20 protein-coding genes are annotated in these 22620 nt (G+C 41.1%); 19 read left to right on the forward strand and 1 reads right to left on the reverse strand.

Translation table 11 applies throughout. The annotated features are described in order from the left end of the window. Positions 1–227 precede the first annotated feature (227 nt). The 19 genes from Ga0466249_RS01630 to rnr all read left to right on the forward strand — a co-directional run bounded on the left by Ga0466249_RS01630 (position 228) and on the right by rnr (position 21598). A complete protein-coding gene (locus Ga0466249_RS01630; RefSeq protein ID WP_215827691.1) occupies positions 228–863 on the forward strand; it encodes a bifunctional 2-keto-4-hydroxyglutarate aldolase/2-keto-3-deoxy-6-phosphogluconate aldolase in 636 nt (211 codons plus the stop codon). 45 nt (positions 864–908) lie between these two features. Then, the gene (locus Ga0466249_RS01635; protein ID WP_215827692.1) at positions 909–1925 is read left to right on the forward strand and encodes a LacI family DNA-binding transcriptional regulator; all 1017 of its coding nucleotides are present in this window, start codon (positions 909–911) and stop codon (positions 1923–1925) included. A gap of 49 nt (positions 1926–1974) precedes the next feature. Then, a complete protein-coding gene (locus tag Ga0466249_RS01640; protein WP_215827693.1) occupies positions 1975–2925 on the forward strand; it encodes a sugar kinase in 951 nt (316 codons plus the stop codon). Between the two features lie 102 nt (positions 2926–3027). Further along, positions 3028–4002, forward strand: a complete 975-nt coding sequence (kdgT, locus tag Ga0466249_RS01645) for a 2-keto-3-deoxygluconate transporter (RefSeq protein ID WP_215827694.1) — start codon at positions 3028–3030, stop codon at positions 4000–4002. Positions 4003–4105: 103 nt separating this feature from the next. After that, positions 4106–4933: a 5-dehydro-4-deoxy-D-glucuronate isomerase gene (gene kduI, locus Ga0466249_RS01650; RefSeq protein WP_215827695.1), complete on the forward strand. Its 828-nt coding sequence runs from the start codon at positions 4106–4108 to the stop codon at positions 4931–4933. A 54-nt stretch (positions 4934–4987) separates the two neighbouring features. After that, positions 4988–5743 carry a 2-dehydro-3-deoxy-D-gluconate 5-dehydrogenase KduD gene (gene kduD / locus Ga0466249_RS01655; protein WP_215827696.1) on the forward strand — a complete coding sequence of 252 codons (756 nt, stop codon included), beginning with the start codon at positions 4988–4990 and terminating at the stop codon, positions 5741–5743. Positions 5744–6052: 309 nt separating this feature from the next. Continuing rightward, positions 6053–7336, forward strand: coding sequence for an ROK family transcriptional regulator (locus tag Ga0466249_RS01660; RefSeq protein ID WP_215827697.1), 1284 nt, complete (start codon positions 6053–6055; stop codon positions 7334–7336). Positions 7337–7415: 79 nt separating this feature from the next. Beyond that, entirely contained in the window at positions 7416–7913 is a 498-nt protein-coding gene (locus Ga0466249_RS01665) for a TRAP transporter small permease (protein ID WP_215827698.1), read from the forward strand. Between the two features lies 1 nt (position 7914). After that, positions 7915–9204: a TRAP transporter large permease gene (locus tag Ga0466249_RS01670; RefSeq protein ID WP_215827986.1), complete on the forward strand. Its 1290-nt coding sequence runs from the start codon at positions 7915–7917 to the stop codon at positions 9202–9204. A 113-nt stretch (positions 9205–9317) separates the two neighbouring features. Further along, positions 9318–10319 carry a TRAP transporter substrate-binding protein gene (locus tag Ga0466249_RS01675; protein ID WP_215827699.1) on the forward strand — a complete coding sequence of 334 codons (1002 nt, stop codon included), beginning with the start codon at positions 9318–9320 and terminating at the stop codon, positions 10317–10319. 249 nt (positions 10320–10568) lie between these two features. Next, complete coding sequence (locus tag Ga0466249_RS01680) at positions 10569–11075, forward strand: hypothetical protein (protein ID WP_215827700.1); 507 nt, start codon at positions 10569–10571, stop codon at positions 11073–11075. A gap of 249 nt (positions 11076–11324) precedes the next feature. After that, positions 11325–12566 (forward strand): ROK family protein, encoded by a 1242-nt coding sequence (locus tag Ga0466249_RS01685; protein ID WP_215827701.1) that lies wholly within the window; start codon positions 11325–11327, stop codon positions 12564–12566. A 246-nt stretch (positions 12567–12812) separates the two neighbouring features. Further along, on the forward strand, positions 12813–13919 hold the full coding sequence (locus Ga0466249_RS01690; protein ID WP_215827702.1) for an aldose epimerase family protein: 1107 nt from the start codon (positions 12813–12815) through the stop codon (positions 13917–13919). Positions 13920–14025: 106 nt separating this feature from the next. Then, a complete protein-coding gene (gene iolB, locus Ga0466249_RS01695) occupies positions 14026–14850 on the forward strand; it encodes a 5-deoxy-glucuronate isomerase (protein ID WP_215827703.1) in 825 nt (274 codons plus the stop codon). Between the two features lie 40 nt (positions 14851–14890). Next, positions 14891–16417: a tagaturonate reductase gene (locus Ga0466249_RS01700; RefSeq protein ID WP_215827704.1), complete on the forward strand. Its 1527-nt coding sequence runs from the start codon at positions 14891–14893 to the stop codon at positions 16415–16417. Positions 16418–16435: 18 nt separating this feature from the next. Then, positions 16436–17923, forward strand: a complete 1488-nt coding sequence (locus tag Ga0466249_RS01705) for a UxaA family hydrolase (RefSeq protein ID WP_215827705.1) — start codon at positions 16436–16438, stop codon at positions 17921–17923. A 163-nt stretch (positions 17924–18086) separates the two neighbouring features. After that, the gene (locus Ga0466249_RS01710) at positions 18087–18830 is read left to right on the forward strand and encodes an alpha/beta hydrolase (RefSeq protein ID WP_312889681.1); all 744 of its coding nucleotides are present in this window, start codon (positions 18087–18089) and stop codon (positions 18828–18830) included. A 24-nt stretch (positions 18831–18854) separates the two neighbouring features. After that, positions 18855–19253, forward strand: a complete 399-nt coding sequence (locus Ga0466249_RS01715; protein WP_215827706.1) for a PaaI family thioesterase — start codon at positions 18855–18857, stop codon at positions 19251–19253. After that, positions 19253–21598, forward strand: coding sequence for a ribonuclease R (gene rnr / locus Ga0466249_RS01720; protein WP_246588322.1), 2346 nt, complete (start codon positions 19253–19255; stop codon positions 21596–21598). The genes Ga0466249_RS01715 and rnr overlap by 1 nt, the downstream gene beginning before the upstream one ends. Positions 21599–21757: 159 nt before the next feature. Here the strand turns inward: rnr and Ga0466249_RS01725 are convergent, their stop codons facing one another. Beyond that, positions 21758–22540 carry a DeoR/GlpR family DNA-binding transcription regulator gene (locus Ga0466249_RS01725; protein ID WP_215827707.1) on the reverse strand — a complete coding sequence of 261 codons (783 nt, stop codon included), beginning with the start codon at positions 22538–22540 and terminating at the stop codon, positions 21758–21760. Positions 22541–22620: the final 80 nt, after the last annotated feature.

Raw genomic sequence — 22620 nt, forward strand, 5'->3', positions numbered from 1 at the left:
CTTATTGACTATCAAAATAGCCAGCTTGGGTGATGAACCCAGGCTGGCTTCCTTTTTGTAAAGTAAAAGAAAAATATTATATCAAGCAGGAATATTCTGCGAAATGACGAAATCATTATTTATGAAACCGGTTTACTAAACCGAATTACTAAATCGGTTCGTAAATAGGTTAAGGAATAGCAAAACAATTAAATTGGAAGGAAGTAGATGTTAAAGTGACACCGAAAATGAAAGTAATCAATCAAATTCTCGATGTTGGCGTTGTGGCTGTTGTTCGAGCCGAAAGTTCGGAGCAGGCCCTAAAGATTTCTGATGCCTGCTTGAAAGGTGGCGTCACTGCCATTGAAATGACGTTTACTGTTCCTGGAGCAGTAGAGGTTATTAAAGATTTAGTTAAAACTTATCAAAATGGTGAAATGATTATTGGTGCTGGTACGGTACTTGATGCTGAAACAGCTCGTGCAGCAATTTTAGCTGGAGCGCAATTTATTGTTAGTCCTTCGCTGAATTTTGATACGATTAAATTGTGTAACAGATATCAAATTCCTGTAATGCCTGGTACAGCCACTGTGAAAGATATTGTAGAAGCTATGGAAGCAGGCGTTGATATTGTCAAAGCTTTTCCCGGGGAATCACTCGGTACGAAATTTATTAAAGCAGTCAAAGGACCTTTGCCTCAGGCTAATATTATGCCGACAGGCGGTGTAAGTCTTGAAAATGCTGCTGAATGGATTCAGGCAGGCTGTGTCGCCGTTGGTGTTGGCGGAAGTTTGACAGCAGGTGCTAAAACAGGTGATTATCAGTCCATTACGGATAAGGCGAAAAAATTTGTTGAAGTCGTTCGTACGGCGCGGGGCAAATAATTTTACGAGTGTGCTGAATGTAGGAGATAAGTGAGGATTACCAGTATGGGGCAGGTAAAAGGCCGCGTTACAATAGACGATGTAGCGAAGCAGGCGGGCGTATCAAAAACAACAATTTCACGTTATTTAAATAAAAAATTTGAATGTATGTCAGAAAAATCAAAAAATAGAATTGCTGCAGTGATTGAAGAATTGCAATACAGACCGAATAATTTGGCACGAAGCTTAAAATCGAGTAAAAGTCGGCTTATTGGGCTGATTGTTGCCGATATTAGTAGTCCCTTTTCTTCTATTGTTGCACAAGGTATTAGTGATTCCTGCAAACGGTATGGCTATGACGTCTTGATGGCCCATACAGATAATGATGCCGAAAAAGAGCAAAAATATATTTTATCCATGCTTGATCAGCGTGTAGACGGACTGATTATTAATTCGACTTGTAAGATTACTGAGTTCCTTCAAGATATAGCGACTCGTTACGTCCCGATTGTGTTAGCAGATCGGCCTACTTTTCCTACCTGTTTTGACACAGTAAGATCGGCAGACTATGCCGCTGTAATGGAAGCCGTTCAGTACCTTGTTGATAAAGGCTATCAAAGGGTTGGCTTTTTTAGCGAGCCGATCAATAGCAATGGTACGCGGTTATTGCGTCACAAGGCTTATGAAAAGGCTTGCAGCGAGATCTTGCATATGGAGCCCCAAGAATATGTTATTCATATCCATGAAAAGCATCGCGTTGAAATTTTAGTCGAAGATTTTATAGCAAAAAATTCCGGCGCAAAAAAAGCTATTTTTACTGTTAATGGTGTCGCTCTTGTCAGTGTTTTAAATGCCATCAAAAATCTGCAGCTTACAATTCCGGGCGATGTGGGTATTTGTAGTTTTGATAACTGGGATTGGACAGGGCTTATGGGTCCTGGAATTACAGCTATTTCACAACCTTCTTATCAGGTTGGCGTTGAATGCGTTAAAAGATTGATGTTTCGAATTCACCGCAATAAGACTGCACCACCGAAGATGATTGAATTGCCGACGAAGCTTATTATTCGTGGTTCAACCTAAGAAAAAGGGGTGTATAAATGCACCATCATAGAAACAAGGAGGAAGGATTATGTGTGAAGTTTTGACCATTGGTGAGCCTATGGCGTTATTTGTGGCTGATCAAGAAGGTCCGCTTGAGACAGTGGATCATTTTACGAAATATGTTTCAGGATCGGAAGTGAATTTTTCCGTTGGCATGTCGCGCCTGGGACATCAAGTGGCTTATATTACGAAAATGGGGCAAGATCCGTTTGGAAAATATATTAACCACTTTCTTCAGGGCAATCATATTGATACACGTTATTTTACCTTTGATAATGCCCATACAACAGGATTTCAGTTAAAAGAAAAAGTTCATACAGGCGATCCGGAAGTCGTATCTTTTCGGAAAAATTCTGCGGCAGCCAATATGGAACTTAAAGATTTAGAGGCTATTTCTTGGCAGAGTGTGAAACATTTGCATGTCACAGGAATACCGCCTGCTTTGTCTCAGTCCTGTCGAGATGTTACGTATAAATTAATTGCTATGGCGCGGGAGCATGGTGTAACTATTTCTTTTGATCCCAATTTACGTCCCAAACAATGGGAAAGTCGGGAGAAAATGATCGAAGTCATTAACGATCTGGCTTGCCGCTGTGATTTGGTTTTGCCTGGTATTAATGAAGGCAGGGTGCTTTTAGGCAGTGACGATCCTAATGTGATTGCGGATTATTATTTAAAAGCCGGTGTTCAAACGGTTATCGTTAAGTTGGGAGCCAAGGGCGCTTTTGTTAAGACACAACAAGAATCCTTTGTCAGTGCACCCTTCAAAGTGGAAAAAGTCGTTGATACAGTAGGTGCTGGAGATGGTTTTGCTGTAGGTGTTGTTAGTGCGCTTAGAGAAGGCCTTTCGCTCGCTGATGCAGTCGTGCGAGGAAATGCTATCGGTGCTTTGGCTGTCATGTCACCTGGCGATAATGATGGACTTCCAAATAAAGAACAGTTATCCGTTTATCTGAAAAAGGCCCAGAAAAAGAACTAATATTTCATTTTTACTTGTACGTAATTATTGCAATATTTTAAATAATGAATAGTGACCGATAAATCAGAAACCAAAAAATGACAATAAGAGAGGACTTTTATTATGAAAATCAAACAAGCTATTGACAAGATTCCTGGCGGATTAATGTTAGTACCGCTATTTTTAGGAGCCCTTTGCCATACGTTTTCTCCTGGTGCCGGTAAGTATTTTGGTTCCTTTACGAATGGGCTAATTACAGGTACTGTGCCTATTTTGGCAGTCTGGTTTTTTTGCATGGGTGCTTCCATTGACATTAAAGCGACCGGTGTTGTTTTAAGAAAATCAGGGACCATTGTTGTGACGAAAATTATTGTTGCCTGGATTGTTGCTTTTGTTTGTGTAAGGTTATTGCCCTTTGAAGGTATCCAAACAGGGTTTTTCGCAGGATTATCTACTATTGCTATTGTAACTTCGATGGATATGACAAATGGCGGTCTGTATGCTTCGATTATGCAGCAGTATGGTACAAAAGAAGAGGCCGGGGCTTTTGTACTGACATCGATTGAATCAGGGCCTCTTGTAACCATGATGATTCTAGGTAGCTCTGGTGTAGCTTCATTTGAGCCACAACTATTTGTCGGTGCAGTGATGCCTTTTGTGATTGGCTTTGCTTTAGGTAATTTAGATCATGAATTACGTGATCTTTTTGGTAGAGCGACCCAAACGATGATTCCATTTTTTGCTTTTGCATTAGGCAATACCATTGATTTAGGTGTTATTTTGAAGACGGGTTTACTGGGCATTTTGCTCGGTGTCGGCGTCATTATCATTACCGGGATTCCTTTGATGCTAGCCGATAAATTTATTGGCGGTGGACATGGTGGTGCGGGGCTAGCTGCCTCAAGTACGGCTGGTGCTGCTGTGACCAATCCGATGATTATTGCCGGTATGAGCCCTGCTTTTGCAGCGGTTGCTCCGGCTGCTACAGCTCTCGTTGCCACATCCGTAATTGTAACTTCTATCTTGGTACCGATCTTGACTGCTTGGTGGTGCAACTATATTAAAAGTAAAAATTCTGCCACTGTTTCAGGGCTTTAAAATGTTTATTCTGTTCAATTACGATACTAGGGGCCGCGTTCTACTCACGCGGTCCTAGTTAAATAAAATTCAATCCCTTATAGGGACAGGAGGCAATATTATTATGGAAGTTAGACATCCAGTTCATCCCGAGGACGCAAAACGGTATACAACAGAAGAATTACGTAATCGTTTTTTAATTCAGGGATTATTTCAGCCCAATAAGGTCACGATGGTGTATAGTCATGTAGACCGTATGATTGCAGGTGGTATTATTCCTGTTAAAGAAACGGAACTTAAAGTGGAAGAAGGCATGGGTGTCGATTATTTCCTGGAAAGAAGAGAATTGGGAGTTATCAATATCGGTAATGCTGGTAAGGTTATCGTGGATGGAAAAGAATATGCACTAAACTCTACAGATGGCTTGTATGTTGGTAAAGGGGCGAAAAAAATTGTATTTTGTAGTGTCGACGCCAGCAAACCGGCTAAATTCTATTTGAACAGTGCGCCGGCTCATATGACTTATCCCACAGTCAAGATTGAACGCAAAGACATTACGCCAAGGCATTTGGGTTCTATAGAGTCGTCAAACGACCGGAACATTTATCAATATATTGTGCCAGGCGGTGTAGCAAGCTGTCAGTTAGTCATGGGTATGACGGCACTTGAACCAGGAAACATGTGGAATTCCATGCCTTGCCACACACATGAGCGTCGGGCAGAAATTTACCTATATTTCAACCTTCCGGAAGATTCGATTGTTTTCCATTACATGGGTGAACCTACAGAAACGCGCCATATCGTTATGAAAAATGAAGAAGCCGTTATTTCACCAAGCTGGTCGATTCATTCTGGCGTAGGTACGCACAATTACACATTTATCTGGGGTATGGCAGGCGAAAATCAAACTTTTGATGACATGGATGCTGTTGCCATGACAGATATGAAGTAAGTAGTGATTATTTTAAAATCAAATAATGTGTGTGAATAGGAGCGTGTTGCTATTATGAATAGTTTTGATTTAACAGGAAAAGTAGCTATTGTGACAGGTGCAGGCACTGGTTTGGGACAAGGTATGGCTATTGCTTTAGCTGAAGCAGGTGCCGATATTGTCGGTGTTGCCAGGAGAAATCAACTGGAAACAGAACAATTAGTTGAAAAAACGGGCCGCAAATTTCTTGGAATTACAGCCGATCTGCTGAGCACTGAACCGATTCAGGGAATTGTAGATCAGACTGTGGCCACCTTTGGTCATGTCGATATTCTTGTCAATAATTCCGGCATTATTCGGCGTAATGACGCTATCGATTTTACAGAAAAAGATTGGGACGACGTCATGAATATCAATATTAAGACAGTCTTTTTCTTCTGCCAGGCTGTTGCACGGCAATTTTTGAAACAAAAAACAGGCGGTAAAATTATTAATATTGCTTCCATGCTTTCCTTCCAAGGAGGTATTCGCGTTCCATCTTATACGGCGAGTAAAGGTGGCGTTATGGGTATTACGCGTTTATTAGCGAATGAATGGGCCAAACACAATATTAATATCAATGCTATTGCACCAGGCTACATGGCGACAGATAATACGGCCGCGCTTCGTGCCGATGAAAAACGCAATGCTGAAATTCTGGACAGAATTCCAGCTGCACGCTGGGGACTTCCCAGTGATTTAGGTGGGCCTGTAGTCTTTTTGGCTTCTTCGGCATCAGACTATGTTAATGGCTACACCGTTGCTGTTGATGGTGGCTGGTTAGCCCGATAAGAAGTGGCTTGAATAGTAGTTTGATTATTAGCGTAAAGCAATCACAAAATTGCTTTACGCTAGTTTTGTTTTATGGGGGTAGTTGTCATTGCCTGATTATACAAAGTAAAAAAAATAAAAAATTCTAAAAATAAGCAGGATTTTTTGCAAAAATATATAATTATCTGAATAAGAAAGTTAATTAAATGAATTAAGTTAGTTTTTTAGGATTGTCGATAATGAATAGGAGGTGCTCATAATCACAGATGTTTGCGCATCACCACTATGAGGCAACTTAGCGAAAAAAATCTAATTAAGGGGTAAGCAAAGATGAGTAATCCCGGTAATAGTAAGTATGTGAAAAAATTAAATCGCATGAGAATATTGAATATGATTAAAGATTATGAACCTATTTCCCGGCAGCAATTGTCCGAACAAACGGGATTGACACCTTCGGCCATTACGGGGATTATTCGGGAGCTTATTGAGATGAATTTTGTCAAAGAAGTTGGACTGGGTGAATCTCATGGTGGTCGTAAACCAGTGAAGCTAAAGTTTAATTGTAAGGCAGGCTATGTTATCGGTCTAGAAATTACACAGCATGAAACCGTTTTTGCTATTGCCGATCTGAAAAATCAGCCCAAAGATATTCAGTCTGTAGCGATAAATATGGCGACTCCTCAAGAGGGAATCCCCCTACTTATAGCTGAAATCAAGAAACTGATCGAGCAGCAGGAACATAGTAAAAAATTTTTTATGGCTATTGGTATTGCTTTTCCGGGTTTGTTACATCTTCACAATGGTCTTGTCAAGCGAGCTGTTAATTTAGGGCCGGCGTGGAATGAATACCCGATAAAAGAAGCCCTGGAAAGTGCTTTGGGGCTGCCTGTTGTGATTGAAAACAATGCGAAGGCGGCTGCTCTTGCTGAGAAATGGTTTGGCTGTGGTACGGCTTATAGCAATTTGGCCTATATTAATATGGGTGAAGGAATTAGTACAGGTATTCTCATCAATGATTCGATACTAGCTGGGTCTCATGGTTATGCCGGACAAATTGGACATATGGTTTTAGATTCCAATGGTCCTTTATGCAACTGTGGTCATCGGGGTTGTTTGGAGGCTATCTGTGCTTGTCCGGCATTAATTCGCAAGGTTAAGACAGAAATATCGTTTATTGATAAAGAAGATCCGCTCGTGAAAATTTGGGAAGATAAGCAGGATATTCGTCTTGCTGATATTGTTCTAGCGGCTAAGGTGCCAGGAAGTTATGCTGAGTCTTTGTTTCGTCAAGTAGGGAAAAATATGGGATTAGTTTTGGCTAACTTAATTAATCTTTATAATCCGGAAGCGATTTTTATTGGTGGGAAAATGGCTGTTGCCGGTGATTTATTTATTGATGTTATTCGAGACATTGTCAGTACTCATGCTTTTCCGGAAATCGCGAATTTCACTGTCATTTCGATTTCGGCGCTTGGAGCGAATACGGGGGCCATTGGGGCCTGCGCATTAGTTCTTAAGCAACTATTACAATCGTCAGAATCGGCTATCTTGGATGATCCCGAACGAATTTTACGAAAAAAGGGATTCTTTTGGAGTCGTTCGCAGATTATTTGACAGAAAACTTTGTTGTGGCATTGTGACAGAGCTGAATCAACTGTTAAAGTGAAAATTGAAAAAGGAAAGGGAGATTTTTATGAAGAGTGAGGAAGTGGAAGACTTTCATGGTCCGATTGGCTTTTTGGCCCGCAGCGCTGAGTTTATGATGGTGCTGCTTACGGTAGCAATGGTTTGTTTAGTGTCCTATCAGGTATTCCAAAGATACGTGCTCAAATATACTCCGCCTTGGTCAGAAGAACTCTCAGTTTATTTAATGATTTGGTTTGGGATGATTGGTATTGCTGTGGGTGTTCGACGTGATTCACATATGGCGCTGCATTACTTTGCCGACCTATTTCCTGCAATTTTTCAAAAGCCCTTAGAAATATTTAAGTATGTTCTTATTTTGCTTTATACAGGTGCTTTACTTCGTGAAGGAATTGCCATGGTAGAGCTGACAATGTCACAAACATCTCCTGCCATGCATGCGCCTGTTGGCTATGTTTATGCATCATTACCCTTTAGTTTTTGTTTGATTCTGGTGTTTGCTGCAGAACGACTGATCAAAGCTCTCAGGAAGGGGCGGGGTGAATAATATGGATCTCGGGGTTTGGCTATTGCTAGGTTCTTTTATTACGTTGATGATTCTTCGGATACCCATTGCCTATAGCTTAGGCATCTCTTCGGTGATTACTTGTCTTTATTCGGATATTCCGCTGACACCACTGGCTCAACGGATGGTAGCATCGTTAGATTCTTTCCCATTAATGACGATTCCCTTCTTTATTTTAGCCGGACTTATTATGTCGCAAGGGGGCATTGCCCGACGAATTGTTGATTTTGCTAGCGTCTTGGTCGGCCGTATGCGCGGCGGGCTGGCTATGGTCAACATTGTTGCCAGTATGTTTTTTGGTGGTACAACGGGTTCCTCTGTTGCTGATGTAGCGTCTGTCGGACCTGTGCTGATTCCAATGATGGAAAGCAAGGGTTATGGAAAAGATTTTGCTGTATCTGTTACAGTTTGTGCTTCAACGACAGGCATTATTTTGCCGCCTAGTCATAACGCCATTATTTTTGCCGTAGCTGCTGGTGGAACTGTATCCATTGGTGCGATGTTTTTGGCTGGTTATATTCCTGGTCTGCTTGTTGCCCTGGGACTTATGACAGTCAGTTATTTTCTGGCATTAAAACGGGGCTATGCGAAAGAAAATCCCAAAAGCCTTAAAGAAACGTGGAATGCCTTGAAGGATGGTTTCTTAAGTTTAACTGTGGCTGTGATTATTGTCGGTGGCATTGTTTCCGGAATTTTTACGGCTACTGAATCCGGTGCTATTGCCTGTGTATATGCTTTGATTCTTACGACCTGTTACTATAAGGAACTGCAATGGTCCGAAATTCCTGGAATTTTACAAAAAGTCGCTGTTACTTGCGGCATGGTATTTTTTCTTGTGGCTACATCCTCGGCTTTTGGCTGGATTATGGCTTATCAGCATATTCCGCAAGCCATTGCTGCTGGTATTGCATCGATTACGAAAGACCCCTTTTACGTTATTCTCATTGTAAACCTCTTTATTTTAATTATTGGCTTTTTTATGGATATGGCTGCTTCAATTTTGATTTTGACACCTATTTTTATGCCGATTGCAGTAGGCATTGGTATGGATCCTGTTCATTTCGGCATTATGTTGTTGCTCAATCTTTCGATTGGTTTGGTTCACCCGCCTGTAGGGACAGCTTTATTTGTCGGTTGTGCCATTGCCAAGTGTTCGCTAGAAAGTACTGTAAAAGCGATCTTGATGTTTATTCCGGTTTTAATCGTTGTTCTTCTGCTTGTGACTTACGTTCCGGCTGTCACGATGACACTGCCGAAAATGTTTATGCCTTGATGAAATGTTTGTTAGCATAAGAACAGCGTAACATAGGCACTAGAAGGGAGGGGCATTTGTTTCAGAAACTTGTCTGGGTAGTCAAGTAAGTAGCAATTAAAAGGAGGATTCATATGAAAAGCTTGAAATGGATGGCAGTAGGTTTGTTAGGGGTATTTGCGGCAACAACGTTCCTCGCGGGTTGTGGCGGTTCGGCACAGGCCCCAACGGAAAAAAAGGAGATTATATTAAAGGCTGCTGATGTTCAGCCGGAAGATTATCCAACTGTTATGGGCTTAAAGAAGATGGCTCAATTGCTTGATGAAAGAACGCAAGGCCGTATAAAAATGCAGGTTTATGCGGGTGGACAATTAGGCGGTGAAAAAGAAACGATTGAAATGACACAAATGGGTACAGTTGCCATTAGCCGTGTCAGTTCTTCACCACTTGCTAGCTTCTCACCACAAATGGGCGCTCTTTCCATGCCGTTTCTCTTCCGTGATGCTGCGCATTTCTGGAAGGTTCTTGATGGAGATATTGGCAAAGGCATGTTGAAAGAACTGGAAAAAAGTAATTTAATTGGTTTAGCTTACTATGATTCGGGTGCACGCAGTTTTTACACCAAAAATAAACCAATTAATTCACCGGCAGACGGGCAAGGACAAAAAATTCGTGTACAACAAAGTAAAATTTTCATTGATACAGTCAACGCTTTAGGGGCTTCAGCTACAGCCATGGGTTATGGTGAAGTATATAGTGGACTTCAAACAGGTATTATTGATGGTGCTGAAAACAATCCGCCAAGCTTATGGTCAGCGAAACATTATGAAGTTTGTAAGTATTTTGCTCTTGATGAACATGCCATGGTTCCAGAAACAGTGATTATGAGCAAAAAAGTTTGGGATACACTGTCACCAGAGGATCAAAAAATTGTTATGCAGGCTGCTATTGATTCTGGTGTATACCAAAGACAAGTTTGGGCGGATTATACGACGAAATCGCTCAATGACTTAAAAGACAAAGGTGTTATTATTTCTACTCCTGATAAAGCTGCTTTCCGTAAAGCTGTTGAACCGATGTATGCCAATTATCCTGAATATAAGGATATCATTGCTAAAATTCAAGCAGTTCAGTAAAAAACAAACATACTTAATTTAATTAAAAAATCAAATGATGAATGATGAGTTATCATTTTTTAGGGCGAAGCTGTGCAGAATAGTTTCGCCCTAAACTATGGGAAAAAACAATCTGAATAAAGTAACTCATCAGAACTTAACATCAAATTACTTAAAAAGTTAAAGATTTATCTTAATATATTAAATTTATCGGAATTTAATATCTATTTATACTAGAGTAAGCAGTGTAGTAAAACAAGTGATTGGGGAATGTTACAGAAGACGGCGTTTACAGATGGAAATATAACTCGTAAATATACGGATTTATATCAAAATACGGTGTTTGCTAAATATTTGTATGCAACAGCCAAATATGATATGGATGATAAATGGGTTTTCAGGGGCTTAGTTGTTCACAATGGTGCAGCTACCGTTGCAGCAGGAAATAAAAATGCTTTTTATCTCTCCGCTCAATATGGTAATAAAAGTTTGCTTCATGCAGGGGATAATAATATACAACTCACTTATTACGGCAGTGGCTTGTACGGGTTTAATCGGTTTCTTAATCCCGATTATCCTAACAGTTTAGGTAAACTGCAAACAACAGATGCTGTGTTGGATGTTATGGCATTTAGAAGTATTTGCTTAACGTATAATTATGCGTTTAATCCTACTTTGTCCAGCTATTTGACTTATGAGAAAGTAAACGATAGAAGTCATAATCTTTCCGGCTATGGATTTACTCTCTATAGATTGGGTATGGTAGCTAAGTTCTAAAATCGCCTATAGATCAGTCCAAAATACCGCTGTATATGTGCAGTTCAGTTGTGCTCGCTATACAGTGGTATTTTATCTTTGGTCAGTGTAAATTTGAATTATGAAGCGCTTTCAATTAAAATATATAGTAAGTCCAAATATCATGGTAACTGAGCTATCTTAAGAAGAATCCGATGATTTCCAGTAGCGAATTTTAATGAATTGAATCCGTTTTATAATAAAGACTTTGATCTAAGGGGAATTGAATGAATGCGTCATATCGGTAATAGCAAATATGTTAAAAAACTAAATCGAATGAAAATATTAAATATTATCAAAGAACGCGAACCCGTTTCTCGTCAGCAATTAGCCGAACAGACGGGATTAACACCAGCAGCTATTACAGGGATCATTCGTGAACTTATGGCTACTCATTTTGTCAAAGAACTGGGATTAGGTCAATCTAATGGCGGACGTAAACCGATCAAGCTGCATTTTAATCATCAGGCAGGCTATGTGATCGGTCTGGAACTGACACAGCATGAAACAGTAATAGCTATTGCCGATTTGAAAAATCGTCCTCAGGACATTGCGTCCGTTACACTTGACTTGACTTATCCTGAGTCAGGGGTTCCTTCGCTTATTCATGAAATAAAAAAGGTCATTCATAAAGAAGAAAATAGCACTAAAAAATTTATGGCTGTAGGAATTGCTTTTCCAGGCATTTTGCATAGGCATGGGAATTTGGTTAAGCGGGCAGTTAATTTAGGCCCAAAATGGAGTGGCTTTCCGCTTAAGCAAGAATTGGAAATGGCCTTAAGTGTGCCTGTGTCTATGGAAAATAATGCTAAAGCAGCGGCTTTGGCCGAAAAGTGGTTCGGTGGGGGAGTTGCTTATGATAATCTGGCTTATATCAATATGGGCGAAGGCATTAGTACCGGCATTATTCTCAATAACGCTATTTTGCAGGGGGCGCATGGTTATGCCGGACAAATCGGCCATATGGTGCTTGATTCCAACGGAACCATGTGTAAGTGCGGCAATCGTGGCTGCCTGGAAACTATTTGTGCCTGTCCGGCTTTACTGCGTAAAGCCAGGGCGGAATTGCCGCTGATTGATGACCAGGACCCGCTGGCGAAAATTTGGCAGGAAAAACAAACGATTTCTTTTTCTGACATTGTACATACGGCTGCGATAGAAAATAGCTATAGTGCGAAGCTGTTGGATCAAGTCGGGCGAACCATGGGGCTGGTTCTGGCTAACATGATTAATCTTTATGATCCCGAAGCCATTTTTATTGGCGGAAAAATGGCTTCGGCCGGCCCCTTATTTATTGATGTTATCCGAGAAACGGTTCAAAGCCATGCTTTTCCGGAAATGGCCAGTTCATCAAAAATTTTATTGTCTTCTCTTGGGGCTCATACGGGTGCTATTGGTGCTTGTGCTTTAGTTCTCAAAGAACTTTTACAAACAACCGAATCGGTTATTTTTGAAGATATCAAGCCGATTTAATAAACAATGTGTAAATTATGGCCGAAAATACGACGATTCAGACTGAAAATGGAACGGATCAACTTTAATTTTGTTGTTGCTCGCTGTTTTTGAAAAAAGTCTTATCAGTAAGCAGGAATTGTTTAGATAAGAGCGAATCATTTACAAAAGTAAGTTAATTAAGTTAAAAAACAAACGAAAATTCTGTTACTATTTTCGCTGGTTTAGACGGAAAAGGGGATTCGGGTAGAAGAGGGGGGCATTTTCATGATGATAACCGGCTCAGCTGTACAAGCGAAAGAACAGTATGGGACTATTTTGGATGAAGCATACCAAGGCTTCATTAATGGTAAAAAGGTAGAACTTTTTACTTTGCGCAACAAACAGGGGATGTTGGCTAAAATTACGAATTATGCGGGGAAGCTTGTTCAATTATTGGTTCCAGATAAACATGGAAAACTGGGTGATGTTGTGCTTGGTTATGATTCGCTTAAGCAAGCCATGCATGGGCAAGTATCGATGGGATGTACCATTGGCCGATTTGCGAACCGTATTGCCCGCGGGCAGTTTGTTTTAAATGGTGAGTCTTATCAATTGACTATCAATAATGGTCAGAATCATTTGCATGGCGGCACAAAAGGATCGCGTTTTGTGGTGTTTGATGCCAAACAGCTTGACGAACAAACATTAGAACTTACTTATTATTTTAAAGAGGGTGAAGAAGGTTATCCCGGGAACTGTTCTTTTAAAACGGTCTATACATTGACGAATGAGAATGAACTTAAAATTCACTATGATGCCGTTACAGATAGCCCCACGATTGTAAATTTTACGAATCACACTTTTTGGAATTTGGCTGGTGAAGGAAAGGATACCATTCTGGATCATGAACTTACAATGAATGCCGAACACTTTACTCCTGTCGATGATACATTGATTCCGACGGGTGAGATACGATCTGTAAAAAATACGCCTTTTGATTTTACTCAGCCCCAGAAAATCGGTCGGAGAATCGCTGAAAAGGATGAGCAGCTCCAATACGGACAGGGTTATGATTTAAATTGGGTACTGAATAAAAAATCTATGGAAGAATTAAGTTTGGCCGCACGTGTCTATGAGGCCGAATCCGGTCGTGTTATGGAAATTTACACAACAGAACCGGGGCTACAATTTTATTCAGGAAATGGTTTGACAGGAAAATTACCACTTGATATCGGCAAGAATGGCAAACCTTATGGTTTCCGTAGTGCTTTTGCTTTAGAAACCCAGCATTTTCCCGATTCTCCGAATCAGCCAAACTTTCCATCTACCCTGTTGAATCCCGGACAATGGTTTTCTTCGACAACGATTCATAAGTTTTCTGTACAGAATTAAATCATCTAAAAGTATAAGTCATGTATACTTAATTAATTAAATGAATTAAGTTTAAGGAGTGGATTTTAAAATCTGCTACTCAATAAACAACAAGGAGTGAATCAGCATGGATTACTTTAAACCCTTTGAGGCTAAAACAGGTTATAAACAAATTTTTAAGGCTGGAGAACAAACGGAATTTACGGGACTCTCTGTACTGACCTTGGGAGCGAGGGAAAGTTATCAAGGAACAAACGGCAAGGAAGAATTGGCACTTGTCATTTTATCAGGAACTTGTCAGGTAAAAGTCAATGGTCAAATTTTTGAAAATCTAGGTAGTCGGGCAAATGTTTTTGCGGGTAAGTCCACAACTGTCTATGTTCCCATCGATAGTAACTGGGAAGTCAAAGAAGTTGCGGGGGGGCCGCTTGAGGTAGCTGTGGGCTTAGTTCCGGCAGAGAAAAAATTCGAACCTTTTGTTGTTCGTCCAGAAGAAGTAGTGGAAGCCCATCGGGGCGTACTCAATTGGCAACGTGATGTTCATGATATTTTGACGGATAATGCGAAAGGACGGGTGCACCGGATTCTTGTTGGTGAGACCTTCTCCTGCTCTGGTCAATGGTCCAGTTATCCTTCCCATAAACATGATACGTATAATCCGCCTTTCGAAGCAAAGATGGATGAAGTTTACTTATTTAAGGTTAGCCCTGTAGAAGGGTTTGGTATTCAAGTGATGTACACGGATGATCTTTCTATGCGTGAGGCTCATATTATTAAGGACGGTGATGCAGTCGCTTTGCCGCGGGGCTATCATCCAGTCGCATCCGCACCAGGGTTTAGAGTGTATTACTTATGGATTATGGCTGGCGATTATGGTCGCGTATTGGTTCCTCATGATGATCCAAAATTAAATTGGATTTCTAATATTGCGCCGATGTTAAAGACCCGTTAGGTTCTATATTCAACTAAATTGATCAGACGAGGGGATAGAAATGGTTAAATTGAATCACGCTTTAATCAGCAGCACGTTCGCTTTTCCTAGTGATGTGAAGGTGGCATCGTCTGCAGCCAAATTACCTGAAAAGGCTTTGCAATTTGGTGAGGGGAATTTTCTCCGGGCTTTTGTTGATTGGATGTTTCATCAATTAAATACACAAGGCTTATTTCAAGGTAGTGTTGTTCTTGTTCAGCCGATAAAAGAAGGTCTTACGGAAAAGATTAATGCGCAGGATGGTCTTTATACATTATTCCTTCGCGGTCTAAAAGACGGCAAAGCTTTTGAACAAAAAGAAGTGATTCAGTCTGTGAGTCGTTGTTTGAATCCTTATGATGATTGGAAAGCGGTGCTGAGCTGTGCCGAAAGTTCAACTTTGGAATTCGTTGTGTCTAATACGACAGAGGCAGGCATTGTTTTTCGTGAACAGGATCGCCTGACTGATTGTCCGCCTGTTTCTTATCCAGGAAAACTTACGGCTCTTTTGTATCAACGCTTTACCTTCTTTAAAGGCGATAAAAAGAAGGGGCTTGTCATTATTCCTTGTGAACTCATTGATCGCAATGGAGATAACTTAAAGAAAGCTGTTTTTCAGTTCGCTGATTTATGGAATTTACCGGGTGAATTTAAAACATGGCTGCAAGAATCGAATCAATTTCTCAATACGTTAGTTGATCGTGTGGTTACAGGTTATCCTCGCGATGACATCAAAGAAATTACGAAGCATCTGGGCTATGAAGACGATCTTGTTGATACAGGAGAAATCTTTCATCTGTGGGTCATTGAGGGACCGAAGGAACTTGCTGAGCGACTTCCCTTTACCAAAATTGGTTTAAATGTTATTTGGACGAATGACATGACGCCTTACCGGACCCGCAAGGTGAGAATTCTGAATGGGGCTCATACGGCATCCATCCCAGCTGCTTTTCTCTATGGGTTGGAAACAGTGGGAGAACTGATGGATCACAAAATTCTGGGACGCTATATTCGCCAGCTTATTTATGAAGAAATTATTCCATCCATTGATTTGGATAAAGCCATGCTGAAAGAATTTGCCGATGCGGTTGTAGAACGGTTTCAAAATCCCTATATTCATCACTATTTATTAAGTATTTTATTAAATTCTTCGTCAAAATTCAGGGCGCGTGTCTTGCCTTCTATTCTTGAATATAGCAAATTGAATCATCAATTGCCTGACAAGTTAACTTTTTCTTTTGCTGCTTTGATTGCCGTTTATAAAGACGGTGTGATTGACGGTTCGGCTATGAAGGCCAAACGTCATGCCGGTGAATTTATCATGAAAGATGATTTGGCCGCTTTACAATTCTTTGCGAATACGTGGTCTCATTTTGACGGCACAGCGGCTGCAGCCAAAAAAGTGGCGCAAACAGTATTGGCTAGTGAAACCCTGTGGGGACAGAATTTAACGACTGTGCCTGGGCTGGTGGATAAGGTTGGCGATTATCTCTATCAAATTACAGCGCAGGGCATGCAGGCTACGGTAAACCAGCTTGTTCATGACTAGTCCAGGAGGAGAACTGTTTTGGCACCACTACAAATTCATTCCAAAGATAATGTTGCTGTTCTCTTAGAACCGGTGCAGCAAGGAGAAAAAATTCAGATTGGTTCGTTTCAACTGATTGCTGCCGAAGCGATTGCTCCCGGGCATAAAATTGCCCTGACTTCGATTCCTACGGGCCAGCTGATTACGAAATACGGTTTTTCAATTGGCCATGCTACGGCAGATATTCCGGCAGGTGCCTGGGTTCATGTTCATAATATGAAGACGAATTTAGGTGAGCTGTTAGAATATCACTATGAACCAGTGAAGCAAGTGATTCAGCCTGTAGACGATAGGATGACTTTTCAAGGCTATCGACGTCCAGATGGCAAAGTCGGTGTGAGAAATGAAATTTGGATTGTTCCTACAGTAAGTTGTGTCAATCGCAATATTCAGCTTATTGCCCAACAAAGCGAAAAACTCATTCAAGGCAAAGCCCAGGTCGACGGAGTTTTTGCTATAACTCATCCTTATGGTTGCTCACAGCTTGGTGAAGATCATCAACATACGCAGCGCATCCTTGCTGATTTAGTGAATCATCCCAATGCCGGCGGCGTTCTTGTCGTGGGACTTGGCTGTGAAAATAACCATATGGAAGCATTTAAAAAGGTTCTAGGCGACTACGATTTTGAGCGGGTGAAATTTTTAGTTGCACAAGATGTTGCTGACGAGGTTGAAATAGGTTGTCGTCTTGTGGAAGAACTGGCAAGTTACGCGGATCAAATTCAGCGTGAAGAATGTTCGGTGAACGAACTTGTTATCGGCTTAAAATGCGGTGGGTCTGATGGCTTTTCCGGTATAACGGCCAATCCCTTAGTAGGGTCCCTTTCCGATAAGCTGATTCGTCTAGGCGGCAGTTCGGTGTTGACAGAAGTTCCCGAGATGTTTGGTGCTGAAACAATTCTGATGAATCGAGCCGTTGATAAAGAAACATTTGATAAAATTGTGCAGCTGATTAATGATTTCAAAGCGTATTTCATGGCCTATAATCAACCAATTTATGAGAATCCTTCGCCAGGCAATAAAAAGGGCGGCATTAGTACACTAGAAGATAAATCATTGGGTTGTACGCAAAAGGGCGGCACGAGCTTGGTTAAAGATGTGCTTTCCTATGGCGATCGCGTCAAGGTAAAAGGACTCAACTTGCTCAGTTCGCCTGGCAATGATATGGTTGCTGCCACAGCTCTAGCTGCTGCTGGCTGTCACATGATCCTGTTTACAACGGGGCGTGGAACCCCCCTTGGAACGGTTATTCCAACAGTGAAGATAGCGACAAATAACGGTATTTTTACGCGGAAAAATAACTGGTTTGATTTCGACGCCAGTCCACTCCTGTCTGGCCAATCGATGGCTGAGCTGACGGATGAGTTTTTCAAGCAAATCGTAAAAATTGCCTCAGGTCAACGGACTAAATCAGAAATTCTCGGTTTCCGGGACATTGCTATTTTTAAAAATGGCGTCACATTATAAAGAAGTAAAACTCCCACTGATTAAAGTGGGAGTTTTACTTCTTTTAAAGGTCCTTGAATTGCGCTGTTCTGCCTGTATCAACAACAGGGGAATTATGGTACAATAAAGCTATCATCCTCTGGATAAAATACGGATAAAATATGCGTAAAGTGTGGGGTTATCTTTGCTGAAAATATTGCCTGGCGCTGAACCTTTTCTATTACCTGGCAGTAGAAAAGGCGCGCTGCTCATTCATGGATTTACTGGCTCTCCTTCAGAAATGAGACTGCTTGGTGAGCATTTACATAGAGAAAATTATACGGTTTTGGCACCTCGGCTGGCAGGGCATGGGACAACACCTGAAGATATGGCCTGTACTTCCTGGCGGCATTGGTATGGCTCGGTCCTTGATGCCTATCATTTGCTAGCGGCCCAATGCGATGAAATTGTTGCGATTGGCTTATCTATGGGGGGATTGCTTGCACTGGAACTTGCTGTAAATGAATCGGTTCAGAAAGTCATTAGTCTAAGTGCACCCATTTATATTGCCGAAAAAAGGTTGCAGTGGTTGCCTGTAGCCTCGCTATTTGCCGACTTTGTACCCCGACGTCGTAAGCCAATGTCTGATGTGGCTGCTTGCTATTCTGTCTGTTATCAGCGTACACCGCTCAAAAGCTTAAAAAGCCTGCTCAAATTAATTGGGCATGTTCGGGGCGAACTCGATAAAGTCAGTCAGCCCTTGCTAATTATACAGTCGCGTGTTGAAAAAACCGTTGTGCCGAAGAGTGCCCAATTTATTTATGATCATGTGTTAGGTGAACAAAAAAAGTTAGTCTGGCTGAAAAAATCCGGACATATTGTGACACTGGATATGGAGCGGGAAACGGTTTTTAAAGAAATTGATCAATTTTTGACTGAAACGGATTAAAAGAGGCCAAGGAGGGAAAAACTCATGAGTGACGAGAATGATTGGTGCTTTGCCTGTGGCTCTCAAAATCCCTTGGGACTGCATCTGAAATTTCAAGAGATCAATGATACGTATCAGACCCAGTTTACTGGTAAGAAAGAACACCAAGGTTATGCTGGTATTTTGCATGGCGGTATTATTAGTACGCTTCTTGATGAAGTAACGGCTGGCTATCTTTATGCTAAGGGGCTGCACGCTTTAACAGCAAGGCTGGAAGTTCGCTATCGGCATCCCACACCGATTGATCAGCCGCTCACGGTTAGTGGGCGTATTCATAAGGTGAAAGGCAAGGTGTATGAACTTTTCGGAAAAATTCAATTGGCAGACGGGACAGTAACAGCCGAAGGCAAAACGACTGCCATTGTGCTAAAGGATGATAAATAATGGCAATGAAAGAACAAATACTCGAATTTATGAATCATGCGGCCTATAAACCTTTGCTTGCTGAAGATTTGGTGGAACAGCTTGGTTGTAGCGGTGCAGTGATTGATGATTTCTGGCAGGCTCTAGAAGAATTGGAGCAAGATGCCCAAGTTATTAAGACGCGATTTGATAAATATGGTGTTCCCGCTCGCATGAATTTGATGGTGGGACGGCTTGAAATGACCCGTAAGGGAGCAGGATTCGTTATTAGTGAGATTCCCGGTAACCCTGACGCTCATATTGCTCATCATGCGTTAAATGGAGCCATGAATAATGACCGTGTTGTGGCGCGCATTGAAAGCAGTAAAGCTATCGGACGTGCCCAAGAAGGCGAAATTATTCGCATTGTAAAACGGGCCAATCATGCCATTGTGGGAACTTTTCAGGCCCAAAAACATTATGGCTTTGTCACACCTGATGATAAGCGGATTGGTTACGATATTTTTATTCCTAAAGCGGATTTTAATGGAGCTGAAAGCGATCAAAAAGTAGTTGTCACGATGACCAAATGGCCAGGCAAGGGCCGGAATGCCGAGGGCATGATTAGTGAAATTCTTGGCTTTACAGGAGATACAGGCATTGAAATTCTGTCTGCTATCAAAAATCATAATTTGCCTGTCGATTTTCCGGCTGAAGTGAAGGCTGCCGCAGATGCGGTGCCTGATGCCATTACGGAGCAAGATTTTGCTGGAAGGCGTGATTTGCGTGAGCGTATGATGGTGACGATCGATGGGGAAGATGCCAAGGATCTAGATGATGCTGTAAGTGTGGAAAAGTTAGCTGACGGCTGCTATCAGCTTGGTGTGCATATTGCTGATGTGAGCTACTATGTGACGGAGGACAGTATTTTAGATCGTGAAGCCCTCGAACGGGGGACAAGTGTTTATTTAGTAGACAGAGTGCTTCCCATGTTGCCCAGGCGTTTGTCGAACGGTATTTGCAGTCTCAATGCCGGAGTAGATCGTTTGGCTATGACGTGTGAAATGAAACTGAGTCCTGATGGACAAGTCTTGTCATATGAAATTTTTCCTAGTGTCATTCATGTAACGCGGCGTTTGACTTATACAATTGTCCGCAAAATTTTGGCTGAACAGGACGAAGCATTGAGTCAGGAGTATGCCGATTTAGTGTCGCATTTACACGACATGGAGCGGTTATGTAAAATTTTGCGGGGTCGTCGCATGCGGCGCGGGGCGATTGATTTTGATTTCCCGGAAATCAAGGTAAAACTGGATGAAGCAGGCCATCCAGTGGAAATCGTAAAACGGGTGCGGACGATTGCTGAGTCTGTTGTCGAAGAATTCATGCTTGTTGCCAATGAAACGGTTGCCGAACATATGGAACGGAATAAATTGCCCTTTATTTATCGCGTCCATGAAGAGCCGGAACAGGATAAAATTGCTAAGCTCAATGTTTTGCTGCATAACTTTGGACAAACCATTGCTACGGCTGGCGATGTAAAACCGTTGCAGCTGCAGCAGGTTTTGACGAAAATTGCCGGTCAACCGGAAGAACGCATTATTAGTACGGTTATGCTGCGTTCTTTAAAGCAAGCTCGTTATGAAGCGGAAAATCTCGGTCATTTTGGTTTAGCTGCGAAATATTATACACATTTTACTTCGCCTATTCGTCGCTATCCGGACTTGATTGTACACCGCCTGTTGCGTGAAACCCTGCCAACGAATAAGATTTCCAAGGCGCGGCGGGAACAACTGGATGAATTGTTGCCTGACTGGGCTCATCATTGTTCACTCAAAGAAAGAGCGGCAGCTGATGCCGAGCGCGAAACGGTGGATTTGAAGAAAGTCGAGTATATGGCGCAATTTGTTGGGGAAGAGTTTAAGGGCATTATCAGCGGTGTTACGGCTTTCGGCTTGTTCGTTGAGCTTGAAACAGGTATTGAAGGCTTAGTTCATGTTTCTTCTATGGATGATGACTACTATCAGTATTATGAAGAACGTTATATGTTGCTTGGCGAGCGGACGCGTAAGCAGTATCGCCTAGGTGACGAAGTGGAAATTAAGTTACTTAAGGTGAATCCTCAGGAACGGAGTATCGATTTTGTTTTGACTTCCAGTGGGGAGCATGTGTTGAAAAAAGTCGGGCTGAGTGCTGGCGATGTCCGGAAATTTATACACAATAATAAATCAGCAGGAAAAGGTCATGGTGAAAAGCCGGGTGGTGGTAAAGGCGCGGCACGGCGTAAGTCAACTGGCACAGGAAAATCAAAGGGAAAAGCCAAATCCGCTGGTAAGCACAGTTCGAATAATAGTGCCGCACATAAATTTTCTCGGAAAGATTCTTAAAAAACTAGATCTGAAATCTGGATATACTAAAAAAATCCCCATGTACAGAAATCGATTGTAAGTGATTTCTGTACATGGGGTCGTTATATTGTGCTCTAGAAACTGCTACTTTTCGGTAGTAGGTTTTTTTATGCCGTATTTTGTGTGATTTTGCTCTATTTACGCGATAATGACTTCTACACCTTCATTTTTAATCTTTTGTATTACTTTTTCTTCTTGATCTGAAAATTCTTTCATACCATCTATGATAAGTTTGGATATGTTTTTTAAATCACATGCTTTTATGAGAGATGTTTTATTTAACTTTGAATGATCAAGCAATACAAAAACTTCTTTAGTATTTTCGATTAAAGCCTTCTTAGTTTCAATTTCGAATGCGTTAATATCTGTTAATTTATTCTCATAAGATAAAGCTTTTCCTGAAATAAATATTTTATTTGTATAATATTTTCTAAAATTAGTACCAACATCTGGACCAATTAGAGAGAGCGTTCCATATCTTAAATTTCCACCTGCCAAAATAATGTCTACGTTTTTAACCATACTAAAATATAAACACACTCTAATTGAATTCGTAATGATGGTAATTTTTTTATCTTTTAGATGTTTACACATTTCATAGACTGTTGTTGAGGCATCTAGGGCGATGATATCCCCATCTTTTACAAAAGTAGCGGCAATTTTTCCTATTAGTTTTTTTTCTTCCGTGTTTTGTACAATCCTTTTTTTTAAACTGTCATCTATTAAATCGCTATTTTTTATAGAATCTAACTCTGTCCCTTTAAACACTCTTTTTATAAGACCTTGTTCTTCTAACTTTCTCAAATCTCTTCGTATAGTCATCTCAGAGACGTTCAGTTCATTACTTAACGTCTTTATTTCAACCCTTGCTCCTGACATGATAAAATTTTCAATGAATTTTTGCCTTTTTTCCGCATTCATTTATACTCCTCCATGTTAAAAAATACTGGAACTAAGGAAACTAATCAAATTTCGACCTATTAAGGAAGAATAATGTTTAT

Origin of the sequence: Pelorhabdus rhamnosifermentans, from assembly GCF_018835585.1 — a bacterium.
GTDB classification, from domain to species: Bacteria; Bacillota; Negativicutes; order UMGS1260; family UMGS1260; genus Pelorhabdus; species Pelorhabdus rhamnosifermentans.

Excerpts from the sequence above, each read along its gene's own strand:
- Ga0466249_RS01665 (WP_215827698.1), top strand. The coding sequence starts at position 7,416 with ATGAAGAGTGAGGAAGTGGAAGACTTTCATGGTCCGATTGGCTTTTTG.
- rnr (WP_246588322.1), top strand. The coding sequence starts at position 19,253 with ATGGCAATGAAAGAACAAATACTCGAATTTATGAATCATGCGGCCTAT.
- kdgT (WP_215827694.1), top strand. The coding sequence starts at position 3,028 with ATGAAAATCAAACAAGCTATTGACAAGATTCCTGGCGGATTAATGTTA.
- Ga0466249_RS01660 (WP_215827697.1), top strand. The coding sequence starts at position 6,053 with ATGAGTAATCCCGGTAATAGTAAGTATGTGAAAAAATTAAATCGCATG.
- Ga0466249_RS01715 (WP_215827706.1), top strand. The coding sequence starts at position 18,855 with ATGAGTGACGAGAATGATTGGTGCTTTGCCTGTGGCTCTCAAAATCCC.
- Ga0466249_RS01685 (WP_215827701.1), top strand. The coding sequence starts at position 11,325 with ATGCGTCATATCGGTAATAGCAAATATGTTAAAAAACTAAATCGAATG.
- Ga0466249_RS01680 (WP_215827700.1), top strand. The coding sequence starts at position 10,569 with ATGTTACAGAAGACGGCGTTTACAGATGGAAATATAACTCGTAAATAT.
- Ga0466249_RS01640 (WP_215827693.1), top strand. The coding sequence starts at position 1,975 with ATGTGTGAAGTTTTGACCATTGGTGAGCCTATGGCGTTATTTGTGGCT.
- kduI (WP_215827695.1), top strand. The coding sequence starts at position 4,106 with ATGGAAGTTAGACATCCAGTTCATCCCGAGGACGCAAAACGGTATACA.
- Ga0466249_RS01700 (WP_215827704.1), top strand. The coding sequence starts at position 14,891 with ATGGTTAAATTGAATCACGCTTTAATCAGCAGCACGTTCGCTTTTCCT.
- Ga0466249_RS01675 (WP_215827699.1), top strand. The coding sequence starts at position 9,318 with ATGAAAAGCTTGAAATGGATGGCAGTAGGTTTGTTAGGGGTATTTGCG.
- Ga0466249_RS01690 (WP_215827702.1), top strand. The coding sequence starts at position 12,813 with ATGATGATAACCGGCTCAGCTGTACAAGCGAAAGAACAGTATGGGACT.
- iolB (WP_215827703.1), top strand. The coding sequence starts at position 14,026 with ATGGATTACTTTAAACCCTTTGAGGCTAAAACAGGTTATAAACAAATT.
- Ga0466249_RS01635 (WP_215827692.1), top strand. The coding sequence starts at position 909 with ATGGGGCAGGTAAAAGGCCGCGTTACAATAGACGATGTAGCGAAGCAG.
- Ga0466249_RS01725 (WP_215827707.1), bottom strand. The coding sequence starts at position 22,540 with ATGAATGCGGAAAAAAGGCAAAAATTCATTGAAAATTTTATCATGTCA.
- Ga0466249_RS01630 (WP_215827691.1), top strand. The coding sequence starts at position 228 with ATGAAAGTAATCAATCAAATTCTCGATGTTGGCGTTGTGGCTGTTGTT.
- Ga0466249_RS01670 (WP_215827986.1), top strand. The coding sequence starts at position 7,915 with ATGGATCTCGGGGTTTGGCTATTGCTAGGTTCTTTTATTACGTTGATG.
- kduD (WP_215827696.1), top strand. The coding sequence starts at position 4,988 with ATGAATAGTTTTGATTTAACAGGAAAAGTAGCTATTGTGACAGGTGCA.